Below are 14327 nucleotides of genomic sequence, written 5' to 3'. Positions count from 1 at the left end.
GCCGCTCCATGCGCGCTAAGTGAATGAGCGCGACGCCACGTTGCCGTAAAGCTGCTTGTATGATGATTCGGTGGTACTTTCTGCATGGTCCGCTCGACGGATTGAGTATCGAGTGTGACTCGGAGGAAGTCTCCGATTGCCCGTTAAATCTCGCGGCTCATGCGTACCGGGAATCGCTGAATGGTTTTCCGGGAGCGACGTTTGACGCCTTTTGGCCGCCGGAACTTCTCGCCCTGGCGGAAAAGATCGAGGCAACGCAGCGGCTGTACTCCTACCGTGTCGTCGCGGCTCGGCGGTACGAGGTTCCTGCCGGCAGCGGACTGGCGCCGGTGCTGTGTGAAATTCGGGCGAAGTACGAGGGCGTGACCGATCGGCTGGTTGCGTACCAGGTTGATCGCCAGGCAGGGGGCGTCGCGGTGAAGATTCGCCGGCAGTGGAATTCCGCCGCGTCGCCGCAGCTTCCCGACGCTCCTTGAGTTTAGAACGGCCGACGGGTCGCTTCGCAATGTTTTTGCCACGCCAGCTATGACCGACATCAGTTCTCACGATTACGAAGCAGCGATTGCGCTGCTGGCTCGCTTGGCAGAGCCGACCGTTGGCCTCGCCGTTCCCGAGCGGAAACGGCAGTTTGCCGGCGGCGTGGCCGAGATTATTGACGCGGATGCATGGGCGTGGGCGTCGGTCGCCGTCGATCATGAGAACCCCGGCGTTTTGGCCGCTTCGTGTCAGATTAGCGACGGTTGGCAGTCGGAGGCAGAGCAGTCGCAAGTGCAAGCGTTGTTCGCACCAGAAGGGGGGCGTGGCATTTCGCAGGCGGCGGTTTACTCGGCGTTGCAAGCGGGAACGCCGACGACGTTTCTGATGCATGAATTAAGGCGGGGCAAGGCGGGGGCCGCATCGCAAACCGGAGAGGAGTTGCAGCTGCTGCTGTCGTTCTTTCCGATCGACGAAGACGCCGCCACGCGGGTGGCGTTTTATCGACGGCCGCAGCGCGCCGATTTCGCGCTGCGTGAGAAGCAGATCGTGGCGCTGTTGTTTGGGCAGGTCGAGTGGCTGCATCGCCACGGAGTACACCCGCGAGCGCAGCAGCAGGCGATCAAGCTTTCGCCCCGCGAGCAGCAGGTGCTGACGCTGATGCTGAATGGCGACACGCGTAAGAAAATCGCCGCGAAACTGGGGATCCGCGAGTATACGGTGGCGGGTTACCAGAAGAAGTTGCACCGGAGCTTCGGCGTAACGAGCCGCGCGGAGTTGCAGGCTCATTTCTTTTTCGGCGGGCAAGCAGATCAACCGGCGTGCGCTACAGAAGCGACTCTCTCGCGCGCTGCAGAGAACTAAGCGCGATTGGTCGCGCGCCCCGTATGTGGGGGTGTTCTCCCTAAACGTGAAGTGCAAGCAGAGCTAGCGGGCCAATCGCGTCGAATTTTGCACGCATTGCCTCGATTGAGACTTCTCACTGCAAAATTGGGCTCTCCCCTCATCTGAGGGGATTGTGTAGAGGCCGCTCCTTAACAAGACTCCAGCACACGGCATTGCTGCGCAATGCCGCAAGGCGGGTGTGGAATGCTGCAGGCCGAGGCCGTTCCGCTCCTTTTCCATCGAGCCAGCCCATCAGGCTGCTGGCTGCGAATCTTGTCGCAACTCAAGAAATAGTCACATCTTATGAGCGAAGCAACGAAGACGAGGCCGCCTCGTTCCTCGTCCACGGACGAGCATGCCGTGGCGGGGAATGCGCCGGCGACGGGGCAGGGGAGCGCGGCCGAGCCGCAGCGCGGCGTGGAAGTCGACGATAAGTCGATCGCCGCCGCCAGCTATGCCAATTTCTGTCGTGTGACGGGAACTCCGGAGGAGTTGATCATCGATTTTGGGCTCAATGCTCAGCCATTCGGCGTGCCGAGCGATCCGGTGCATGTTTCGCAGCGGATCGTCACGAACTATTTCACAGCGAAGCGATTGCTGCACGCCCTGCACCTCTCGGTGCAGCGCCACGAGCAGGCGTTCGGGGTGTTGGAGACCGACGTGAACAAACGCGTCGTGAGCCGTCCCGCTTCGTGATTTCCAGGGCGGCGGTCAACGGCGCCGGCTCGCAACCGGGAAGCGTCGTTGGCGGAGTCGCGGTGCGTCGTCTGGGCAGGCGATGCAACGCAATGCAGGCTCCGTTCCACCGCAGCCGGAGCGTTGGCAACGGCCGACGCCGCAGTTTTCGAATGCTTCTTGCGAATCAATTAGGACACCTTCTTTCCACCGCAACGTGAAGCCGCTCGCGATTCGCGCAGGCTTGGCCCGCATTTAGTTGGGCCCGCCTCCGGCATGAATCTCACGATTTTCGCGACGTTCTGCGAGCTTGGCCGAACCTCGGAGTTATCGACGATGGCACGCAACCGCACCCCGCGTTTCATGAACTTGTTCAGCCCCGAACGGCGCAGCGCCCGCACCAATCGTTGGCGGAAGCGGTTCCAGAAGCTGTCGCTGAGTTCGTGGCAATCGAGCCGCGTCGTGGAGGCGGTGTGCAATGTGTTTCGCGCGGGTTCCGAGGCGACGCGGCTGGTGCGCGGCAGCATGACTTCCCAAATCGTGATGGCCGGCGGCGGCCGTTCGCTGCGGATGGAAGGGCTGGAGGAGCGCTCGTTGCTTGCGGCGGATGTGTTCGTCGACGATAGCTGGTCGGCTTACTCGATCGGCACGTCGATCCCCGACGCCGACAACAATCCCTTGAACGGTTCGCAGGCGGCGGTTTTCGGGACCGATGCGTTTGCCACGATTCAAGGCGGCGTCAACGCGGTCGACGCGAACGGCACGGTTCACGTGAACTCCGGTACGTACAACGAAGACGTTCTGTTGAACAAGGCGGGGATCGGCGTGCTGGGCGCTGGTTCGGGCACGACGACGGTGATTGGGCCGATCGGCGGCGTGTCGGGCGCGACGTTCACGGTGCAGGAAAGCAACATTGAGATTGCCGGCTTCACGATCACGCGCGCCGGCAACAACACCACCGATTGGAACGATCCCAATCTGAACTCAGCCGGCATCGCGATTCAGGGGCTGACGCTTAGCGGCACGGAAATCCACGACTCGGTGATCACGGGCAATCGTACTGGCGTCGACGTCAATAACTCGAACGGCCATACGATTCGCAACAATGATATCGTCAATAATCGGACCGGTCTGATTTTCCGCAATCAGACTGACAATCTGACGGTCGAAGAGAACAACATCACGGGCAACTGGACCGTTGGCGTCGTGTTCCTCGACGCCAGCGGCGGAACGAACTCGCCGGTGCAAACGGCGGCCGGCAGCGACTTCAATAACAACAACATCAGCGGCAACTGGTACGGCCAAGTCGTTGACCGTCAGACGGGTGGTCTGCTGCCGGCGCCGGGCGGCAGCAGCAAGGACTTCGAGGGGAACTGGTTCGGTACGGCGACGCCGACCTACACGACCGCCAACAGTTCGGAGCCTGGCTACGCGGGTCAAATCCCCGTCGCCTTCGGCGGCAGCGCCACCGCTCCGGTTCCGGGGACGTATCCGGAAATCCTCGGCGCGGCGTCGGCGAACATTGATTCCGCGCCAGCGTTACAGACCGGGCTCGATACCAATGTTGAGACGACGCCCGGTCGCGGCATCTTTGGCTTCCAAGGGTTCACGACGCAGGCGGAAGTTTGGGTCGACAACGATTGGGTGATCCTCGTCGACGTCGGTCCGGTTGGGTTGTCGCCGGGCGACTTGGTGGAGTCCGATGGCGATGACGGCGACAACTTCGTCACTGGAAAGTATTTCGCCTACGACGCCTATGATTCGGTGACCGCGGCTCTGGCGGGCGTTTCGAGCGGCGGCAAGATCAATATTCTCGCCGGCACGTTCTCTGGCGCGCTCAACATCAACAAAGACGTCGACGTCGTCGGGCAAGGCGCTGCGCAGTCGATCCTCAACAGCGGACCGCTGTCGACGCCCATCACGGCGACGAACAACTCCGAAGTGTTGGTGCGCGGCCTCACGGTGGCGGGCGGCATCTTCGGCGTCAACGTCGATGGCTCCGACGTGACGATCCGCGAGTCGATCGTCAGCGGCGGCAGCGCGATCGGCATTTTGGTCGACAGCAGCGGCGAACTGGCGGTTATCGACAGCACGCTCACGGGGGCGGGAGCGGGCACGGGCGTGGTCGTCGTCGACGGCGTCGCGACAATCACCGGCAGCAAGCTGAGCGGTCGCGTCGATGGCGTCATTGTCGGCGCCGATGGATCCGCGACGCTCTCGAACAACGATCTCTCAGCAGCCTTCAGCGGCAAGGTGATTCAAGCCGATCCGCTGGCGGGCGTGATCAACGCCTCCGGCAACTACTGGGGGACGACGAGCGAGGGCGCCATCGCCGCGAAGGTGTTGGGAACCGTCGACTTCTCGCCGTATCTCGCAGGAGGAAGTGCAGCGGGCGTTGGCTTTGCCGGCGACTTCTCGTTGGTGTATGTGACGCCGCTTGGCGCGCAGGCGGAAGCGGTCGGCAGGATTCAGGACGGCGTCAATCGCGTTTTGGACAACGGTACGGTTCAAGTGAATGCTGGGAGCTACATCGAAACCGTCGGCGTCGTCGGTCGCACCGGAGTCAAGTTGCTCGGCGCCGGGGCGGCCTCGACGACCATTGCCGGTCCCGCGGCGTCGCCCGCTAATTCCGCGACGATCAAGGTTGAAAACTCGGCCGGCACCGAGATCGACGGCTTCACGATCACTCGCACCGGCAATACGGCAGCGACGTGGGCCAGCAACGGGATGACCTTTGGCGTGTTGCTGGCGAGCGGCGCCACGAGCACGACGATCGAGAACAACATTCTTACGGGCAATCGCACCGCTCTCGACCTTCGACACATCGGGTCGGGTAACAACGTTATCCAAGACAACGACATCGTGCAGAATCGCACCGGCGTCATCATCTGGGACTTGTCGAACGACAACACGATTCAACGCAACTCGATCACCGGCAACTTCACCGTCGGCGTGCTGATGTTCGATACCTCGAACGAAGCGACCGGCAACGTCATCACGAACAACGCGATCGCCGGCAACTGGTATTCGCAGGTCGAGGATCGCCGGCCGTCGTCGAGCGCTGTGCGCGATTTCTCGGGCAACTGGTTTGGCACGAACGCGATCGTCACGACGACTCTCGGCGCGGGCGAGCCTGGCTACAACGCGCTGATTCCGGCGATCTACCCAGGCGGCTCAGCAACGGCGCCGGGCGGGGCGAAGATCATTAGCGGCGACGGGGCGAACAACGTCGATTACTCGCCATGGCTCGACGTCGGCACGAACCTGAAGGCCCCGGGCCAGCTCGGCTTCGACGGCGACTTCTCGACGCTGCACGTCGATGACGCCAGCCCGCAGGCGGGCGTCGCGGGCCGGATCACCGAAGGGCTCAGCCGCCTCGACGATTCGCCGGCGCCGGGGACGCTGATCGTCCACGCCGGCACGTACGGCGAGAATGTCGATTCCTCGGCGAAGGCTGTCAAGTTCGAGCTCGGCACGGCGACGGCGCAGGTGATTCTCAACGGTAACCTCGCGCTGAGCGCCGACGATACGCTGGTGATTGAGCTGAACGGCACGAGCGCCACAACCAACTACGACAATCTCGTCGTCAACGGCAGCGTGGCGCTCAATGGCGCGACGCTCGATCTGTCGCGGGGCTTCGCGCCGGCTCCCGGCGATAGCTTCGTGATCGTCGGCAACGACGGCCTTGATCCGGTCAACGGGACGTTTGCCGGGCTGGTCGAAGGTTCCGTCATCTATGTGAGCGGGATTCCGTTCACGCTCAGCTATGTGGGCGGCGACGGCAACGACGTGACGCTGACCATCGCCCAGCCGAACGTCGTGTACGTGAACGACACTTGGGGCGAGTCGGTCAACAGCTCCGGCGGAACGCTCGGAACGGTGGAGCCAGGCGACGAAGTCGCGGCAGCCGGTCCCGGCGATGCGGCAGTGAGCGGACTCATTTTCGGATACAACGCTTTCGCCAGCATTCAAGATGCAATCGACGCGGTCGCCGTGAGCGGCATCGTGAACGTCTTGGCGGGCACGTACACTGAGCAAGTCATCGTCGACAAGTCGCTCGATTTGCTCGGCCCGAACGCGGGCCTGGCGGGCAACGCCGGCGGTCGCGCTGCGGAAGCGATCATCTTGCCGACGCAGAGCGATCCTGATCCCGACAACGCGCCGAATCCGGTGCTCGTCTACGTCGCGGCGGACAACGTGCGGATCGCCGGACTTTCGTTCGACGGCGACAATCCTGGGCTGACAAGCGGCACGACGCTGAATGGCGCCGATCTCGATGCGGAAGAAGCGATTGCCTCGTACGAGGGCGTCGGCGGAATCACCGTCGAGAACAACATCATCCGCAACTTTAGCTACGCGGGCGTTGATTTCTACAACTTCAACAACGGCGGCGCCGCGACCTCAGGCAACGCCATTCGGCAGAACCTGATCGTGAACCTCGGCGCCTTCGGCTGGGGCATCGGCATTCTGGTTTACAACAATTTCTACGCCGACGTCACGAACAATGTCATCAACGATGTTCGCGTCGGCGTGCAGACCGGCAACTTCCACTTGGCGAATCCCGGCGCCACCGGCAGCATCTCCGGGAATACGATTTCGGCCAGCCGCGCCGGCATCTGGCACAATCTGGCTTATAGCGCAGCCTCTTCGCTCACCATCAACGGCAACACGATTTCGGCGGATTCCGACGCTGGCATCTTGCGCTTCAGCGGCATTTGGGTGACGTCGATCGGCGCCGCGGCGAGTCCTGTGATCACTAGCAATACGATCACCGTTGGCGCCGTGGCGCAGGGACAGACCGTCGGTTACGACCTGTGGAACAACTCGGTCGGCGGCGGCGTGACGATCAGCGGCGGATCGGTGACGGGCGCCGGCTACGGCGTGTGGGTCAACAATTTTGATAGCTATCCGACGGCCACGGGCAGCAATGGCGATTCGACCTCGGCGACCATCTCCGGCGTCGCCATTAGCAATGCGTCGATCGCGGGCGTCTATGCGAAGGACAACGCCAGCAACACGAATTCAGCGACTGTGAACGTCAATGTCGTTGGATCGACGATCACTAGCAGCGGCATTGGCGTGCTGGCCGAAGGCGACGACGCGACCGTGACGCTGACTAGCAGCTCGCTGACGGGCAATACGACCGGCGTGAGCATCACGAGCGGAGCAGGGTTGACGCTTGGCGCCGGGAATGCAATTTCCGGCGGGACGACTGGCATTCGGTTCGACGGCGCTGGCGTCGGACTGACGGGGCTTTCGCTGGGCGACGTTTCGATTTCAGCGAGCAGCGATTACATCACACTCGCCAACTCGGCGTTTGACAATCTCGATCTCGACGCGACCGGAACCACGCTCGGCGGCATTGCCGTTGCGGCCATGACGGCCGCGCAGAAGTTTGCGGCGACCAACAAGATCACCGACGAACTCGATGACAACACGCTCGGTTTGGTGTTGCTGGCGACAAACACGATCTACGTGACGCCGGCTACGAGTCCGACTGCCATCGACAACGACTACACCCGCATCAAGAACGCGATCGAAGCGGCCGGCGACAACTGGACGATCGATCTGCTCGGCACGTTCAATTGGACCGAAACGAACGCCGCCGCGTCGTGGGCGCTTGGCAACGACGGCCTCAGCGGCACGGATGACGACTATTCGATCACCGTGGCCGGCGGTTTGGAAGGCGTGACGCTGACGGCGTCGACCGGTCTCGGCTCGGCGATTATCCAAGGCCCCGGCGACCTCGCGACGGTTAACTTGGAAGGCTTTCTCTACTTCCCCGGCGGCGCCAACTCCGCGGATGACAACAAGAATTGGACGATTTCGAACCTCGACATTCGCGACTTCGACTTGAGCATTGGCATGTTCAACTCGAGTGCGGGCGTTGACGCATTCGATGGGACGACGATCGTCAACAATCGCATTCGTATCGCCACCGACCTGAATGCGACTGTCGCCCCGGCGGACGTTAACCAGAACATCGGCATTCATTACTCGTTCGGCGTCAATCAAACGATTCAGGGGAACTTCATCAACATCCCCGGCAACGGCGTCAGCGACTCGGCCAATGGGCGGTTCGCGACCTCGGTGGCGATGCAGTCGAACACCAGCGGCGGCGCCGTTTACGAAGGCTTGTTAATCGACGGTAACGTCATCACGGTGCTTAATGCTCAGAGCGCCGATCCAGAGACTATTCTCGGCATCTGGGAGAACGGCCACGCTCATTCCAGCGACATCACGGTGAGCAACAACACGTTCACGAACGCCGCGGTGGGTAATAACCCCGCCGCGAACTTGCAGCGGGCGTTCCGCGTGACGTCGCATTCGAGCGGCTCGTCGACGGTGACGTACTCGGGCAACACGGTCAGCGGGGCCAACCTCGGCTTCCAATGGATCGCCGGTTCGAACTTCACCGGCAATCTGGCGGTGCAGGTCACGGGCAACACGCTCACGAACGTCAACACGGGCTTCCTGATTCAGTCGAACGGCGTCGCCAACATCAGCGGCAGCAACTCGATCGTCAACTCGGGGGCGATGGCCGGCGTGGGCGTCGGCATCGACGTTGCCAGCGGTTCGGCGAGCGTTGCGAATAATCAGATTCAGGGCCTGGGCGTCGGCGTTCGCTTCCAGGAGGGGGCTGGCGGCTCGGTGGCCGGCAACGATTTCGATGACGCCGTCGACAACGCGACCGACTTGTCGATTGCATCCGGCGCCGGCGCCGTGACGATCGGCGCGGGCAACGCCTTCGCGGGCGATACGTTCTTCATCGACAACCAAAGCACGCAAAGCTACGACCTGTCTGCCAATGGGACGACCTTCGACGAAGCGAATAGCTATCGCATCGAAGACAAGATTCACCATCGGGTCGACACGAATCTGGCCCTCGGCACCGGCTTGGTGACTTGGGTGGCGAACAACGTTTACGTAACGACGCCGGGCGGCGGCTCGACTGATTCGAACATTCAACGCGGCATCGATGCGGCTACGGCCGGCAACACGGTGAACGTCGAAGCGGGCACGTACGACGAGGCACTGGTCATCGGCAAGGCGATTACGCTTCTCGGTTCGGTCGACGGCGGGGGCGTCCCGACGACGATCTTGCGGCCGCTCGCCACCGTGGGGAATCTCATCGAGATTGTCAGCAGCACGACCGGCGTCGTGGCCATCGAAGACTTTGAACTCGACGGCAATAACGCGGGCGTTCGCGCCGACTACGGCATCCGCATCAACTCGGGAACGACGTTCGCTTCGCTCGCGCTCGACAACCTCCGCGTGAAGGAATTCCGCAACATCGGCTTGTCGATCGACGGCGATGGGGCAGGGCAGTCGGTCGATTCGGTGACGCTCAGCAACAGCGTCTTCACCGACAACGGCGATTCGGGCATCGGCGGATCGGGCGCTATCAGCTTATTCAGCTTCAACGAGAATGCGACGTTGACCAACGTCGACGTGACGAACGCCACGACGGCTCGCTCGGGCATCCAGTTCCGCGGAGCCGGATCGGCGCCGTACTTGGCGGCCGGTACGATCGCACTCAACGACGTCGACGTCAGCGGAACGTACCAGACGCAGATGATCGGCATCCAGCGGTACAACACCACCGCCGGCATCAGCTTCACCGACGTGAAGCTGGGCGGGACCACGTCGGCGATCACGGGCGGATTCGGCGCCAGCTTGCGATTCGACGCGGTCGGCGTCGGCACGCTCGCCTCGCCCGCGACGCTGAGCCTCGGCAACACGACGTTCCGCGGTTTGGCGCCGACGAGCGCTCAGCCGCATGAAATTGAAATTGCACCGGACAATGCGTTCGCGTTCCTTCGTCTCGATGGCACGGGGACGAGTTGGAGCTTTGGCGGTTCGCCGGTGGCTGCGGCGAGCTTGACGTTGGCACAGGCCTTTGCGGTGGAAGACCGCATCCTGCACTACGTCGACAAGCTTCACCCGACTCATGGAACGTACAAGGGCTTCGTTGACATTCAGGCAGGCCAAGCCTTCGTCACGGACGATTCGACGAGCCCGAACCCGCTCGTGGGCGATGGTTCGATTCAGCGTGCCGTCGACGTCGTGGCGACCGGCGGGACGGTGCATGTGGAAGCTGGTTCGTTCACCGAAGCGGTGTCGATCAATCGGCACGTCAACATCATCGGCGCCGGCAGCGGGGCGACGGTGCTCAATCAGCCGGTGACGAACGACATCATCACCCTCACCGGGTCGGGCGCCTCGAACGCGAATCCGTTGCTGCTCGAAGGCTTGCAATTGAAGCCGACGGGCGTCAACACGCACGGCATCATTGTGCCGATGGGCGCGTCGATTCAGCACATCAAGCTTGATGATCTCGTGGCTACCGGCGGCAGCCCGACCGGCCCGGCGATCACGGAGATCGGCCTGCGAATCACCGACAGCGCAAGTGCGAACGACGTTGTGATCGTCGACTCGCTGTTCGAGAATCTCAATCACGGCATATTGATCGAGAAGCACCTCGACATCACTGGCTCCTCGAACGTGACGAACTTGGTCGTCACGAACACCGGGTTTGAGGACAACCAATCGAAGGGCTTCTACGCGGAGAAGCTGTCGAATGCGACGTTTACAAACGTGTGGGCGACTGGCAACGGCAATCTGCCGTACTTCGTCCCCGGGTCTGGCATCGAGATCAATCTCAAGGGGAACGTGCCGACCTACACGAACCTTGTCTTCAACAACCTGACGGTGTCCAACAATGGCGCCGGAGCGGCGGCCGGGGCCGGCCTGCAGATCAAGGCTCGCGGCGCCGGCGACACGGGCGGCGGCGGATTGTACGCCGCGAACCCGGCGACACTGACCAATGTGCAGATCAACGGCGGCTCGTTCGCCGGCAATCGCACGGGCATTCGCGTCGGCGAACCGGGGCAGTCAAACACCAGCCCGACGGGCGTCGTCATCGACGACGTCAGCGTTTCGAACAGCACCGAGACAGGCATCCACATCGTGGGCGGTTCGGCGACGATTCAAGGGGCCACGCTGGCCGACAATCCGACCGGCATTCGCGTGCAAGGGAGTGGCCGGGCGATTGTCACCGACGATAGCGGCGACGACACGACGATCTCCGGCGGAACGGTCGGCATTGAAGTGAATGGCGGCCGGGCGCTCGTGCAGAACACGGCGTTCGCCAACACGGCCGACATCGGCGTGTTGATTCAGAACGGCGGCATCGCTGACTTGGGCCAAACCGGTCCTGGGACGAACTTCACCGGCCTCGGCGTGAGCGTCGGCGGCAACGACTTCAGCAGCTACGTAGCCGCGGCCACCACGTCGGCCGGCGCCATCGTCAACTTGAACGTCGACGCCGTGACTGGCCGGCAAGGGGCTCCGCCGGACGTCACTGCCTTCGGCAATGCATGGGCGGTTAACACGCCGGTTGGCATCGAGAACGTCGTCTACCACGACAGCGATCTCAACACCCGCGGATTCGTCGACTTCGCTGCGTTCGCGTTCACCGGAGCCGTTACGGTTTCATCGAACACGATCAACGAAGGCGGGGCGGTAACAGTCAGTGGTTCGTTTAGCAACGTGCCGCAGGCTCATACGGTGACAATTAACTGGGGGGACGGCAGCGCGCCGACGATTATCAATCTCGCGGCCGGAGTCTATACGTTCAGCAGCACTCCGCACACTTACGAAGACGACGTCGACGGCCCGCCGACTTCTTCGGTCTTCCCCGTCACGGTGACGATCACTGACGCCTCGACCGCTTCGATTGTCGACAACACGAACAGCGTCACCGTGAACAACGTGGCGCCGACGGTGACGATTTTCGGCGGCACGCTGGCGGGCGATGGCCAGACGCTCAACTTCACGTTTACGACGACCGATCCTGGCGAAAGCCCCGACGACGTGTTCTCCCTGCAAGGGATCTCATTCACTTCGCTGTCGGGGGGCGCGAACGGAATGGTGGTTCCCGGGAGCGTCGCCTTCGACCCTTCCACGGGGGCCGGTAGCTTCAGCGTCATCTTCAGCGCTCCTCCCGGCAGCGGAACGGTGGAGATCAGCGTTGGCGTTGCCGACGACGATTTGGCGGCCGGCGTTGATACGCACGTCGTCTCGGTCGGCAACACGCTGCGAGTGACGAACTTCGTCACGACCGACAGCGGCTTCGACGTGACGTTCAATCGGGCGCTCGATCTGAGCGTGCTGAACTTGTACGACGGGGTCAATCCGCTGGTGATTGGCGACGTGCTGAAGGCCTCCGACATTGTGGTGCATGCCGTCGTCGGCAACGTCGATGTGAAGGGTTCGGTCGTCTGGAACGCCGCGACGAACACGTTGAGCTGGGTGAAGACCGGCGGTCCGCTCACCGCCGATACTTATCAGATCACGCTAGTTAGCGGCACGAATGCGTTCGTCGACACGTTCGGTAACACGCTCGACGGCAACGGCAACTTCGTCCCCGGCGACAACTACCAACAGACGTTTAACAAGGTCGTCGTGGGCGGCACGCCGATTGTGAGTCTGCCTGACTTTGCTCGGGCGCCAGGCCAAGCAGTCGACCTGACGGCGAACAATACGCTCGACACGATGCTGCCGGTACGGGCGACTGGCGTGAACGTGCAGGGGGTTAACTTCGAGCTGAAGTACAACCCCGCGCTGCTGACGATCAACCCGTTGCTGGTCACGCCGGCGTTGGCTGGTTGGAACGTGTTGGCCAACCTCAGTGCTCCCGACGTCAACGGGCTCGTGACATTGACGGTCGCCGCGTTCGCAAGTGCTCCGGGCTTCGCGTTTAGCGGCACGCAATCGGTCGTCAGCATCGCGGCTGCCGTGCCGACGACGGCGCCGTTTGGCGCCGTGCAGGTGCTACGCCTGCAAAACGCCGAGGTTAACGACGACGACGCCCAGAACGACGCCGCGATTCAGAAGGTGGCGTTCGCGGGCGACGCGAATGGTTCGGGAATTCTGCCCGGTTCAATTCCGCCGAGCGCGTACACCGCGTTCGACTCGACGCTGATCGCCCGCGTTGTCGTCGGGCAGGATACCGGCTTTGATGCTTACCCGCTGATCGATCCGGCGATCGTCGGCGATGCAAGCGGCAACGGTAGCTTGAACGCCTTTGACGCTTCACTGGTCTTGCAAGAAGCCTCTGGCGCCAACACCCCAGAGGTTCCGGATGAAGTCGGCCCGGGCACGGGTGGCTTTGATCCGTTCGATCCGCTACTGAGCATTGGCGATTACTACGTCAATCTGAACGGGCCGGTCACGATTCCGGTCAACATCAAGATTGAAACGACGGTCGTCGGCATCATTTCCAGCACCTACATCGTGAAGTACGACACGTCGGTGCTCGACTTCGTCGACGTGCAGCTGGGCGACCAGTTCCCCGCGCCGGGGTGGAGCCTGGCCGCGACGGAAACCTCGCCGGGCGTGATTCAGGTGGCGATGTTCGCCACGAACCCGAGCAGCAACTTCGGCGGAGCCGTGGTGGAGCTCGGCAAGCTCAACTTCCAAGTCGTCGCTGCCAACACGGGGCTGGTGAGCTTGCTGCAGATCGATCCGGTCGATCCGAACGAGTCGGGCTTGGTGTGGACTAAGGACAACGGTTCGGCGATCTCGACGTTCGAGGCCGATTTCGATCGCGACGGGGACGTCGACGGGAATGATCTGAGCAATTGGAACGCTGGCTTCGGCACACTGAGCGGCGCTACGGTCGCCCAAGGCGACGCGAACCGCGATGGCGCGGTCAATGACGCCGACTTCTTGATTTGGCAACGGCAGTTCGGCAGCGTTGTTGTGATTCCACCGGCGACGGTGCACTATGCTCCTGCTTCGGCTGTGGCGACGACGACTGAACTGCCTGCGTTGAGCACGCAACTCGCACCTGCGGCGGCGTCGGCAACTCAAGTGGCTCAGACGATTCAGCCAATCGTCAGCGTCTCGGCGCTTGCCGCGATCGACGAATCGCCGGCGCCGACGATCGAGACGCTCAAGCGTTTTGCTTCGCCGTTGCCGTCGGCCGCTTGGTGGCTCGCTTCGTCGACCGCTGAGGAGGCGAGCGAACTCGCCGACTCCGCGGAAGAATTCGATTGGGACGTTGCGTTCGACGAATGGTCGAGCGACGCCGACTCGAATGCCGCGGGATCGACGGCCGTCGCTTCGCTCAAGCGCAAGTCGAGCGACGTCGACGAAGTCGAAGTCGAGGATGCGGAAGACGCCGATTTGTTCGGGCAGGAGATCGACGAAGCGATTCTCTCTTGGCTTGAAGGCTAGTGCTTCTGGTAGTCGCGTCGACGCCGTAAGAATGCAACGCAGGAGAAGGC

The 14327-nt window shown here is 62.4% G+C and carries 4 protein-coding genes; all 4 read left to right on the top strand.

What is annotated here, in order from left to right; genetic code table 11:
* Positions 1 to 59 precede the first annotated feature (59 nt).
* Positions 60 to 476 (top strand): hypothetical protein, encoded by a 417-nt coding sequence (locus tag ACQY7R_RS17845; protein WP_428306925.1) that lies wholly within the window; start codon positions 60 to 62, stop codon positions 474 to 476.
* A 49-nt stretch (positions 477 to 525) separates the two neighbouring features.
* Positions 526 to 1338: a helix-turn-helix transcriptional regulator gene (locus tag ACQY7R_RS17840; protein WP_428306924.1), complete on the top strand. Its 813-nt coding sequence runs from the start codon at positions 526 to 528 to the stop codon at positions 1336 to 1338.
* Positions 1339 to 1662: 324 nt separating this feature from the next.
* Positions 1663 to 2055: a DUF3467 domain-containing protein gene (locus tag ACQY7R_RS17835; protein WP_428306923.1), complete on the top strand. Its 393-nt coding sequence runs from the start codon at positions 1663 to 1665 to the stop codon at positions 2053 to 2055.
* Between the two features lie 315 nt (positions 2056 to 2370).
* Positions 2371 to 14277, top strand: coding sequence for a right-handed parallel beta-helix repeat-containing protein (locus tag ACQY7R_RS17830; protein WP_428306922.1), 11907 nt, complete (start codon positions 2371 to 2373; stop codon positions 14275 to 14277).
* The last annotated feature ends 50 nt before the right edge of the window (positions 14278 to 14327 follow it).

It is taken from the genome of Lacipirellula sp. (assembly GCF_965279485.1).
In the GTDB taxonomy this organism is placed as follows: Bacteria; Planctomycetota; Planctomycetia; order Pirellulales; family Lacipirellulaceae; genus Lacipirellula.
The sequence above is the reverse complement of the archived record's forward strand: the minus strand, read 5'-3'. Positions and strand labels throughout refer to the sequence as shown.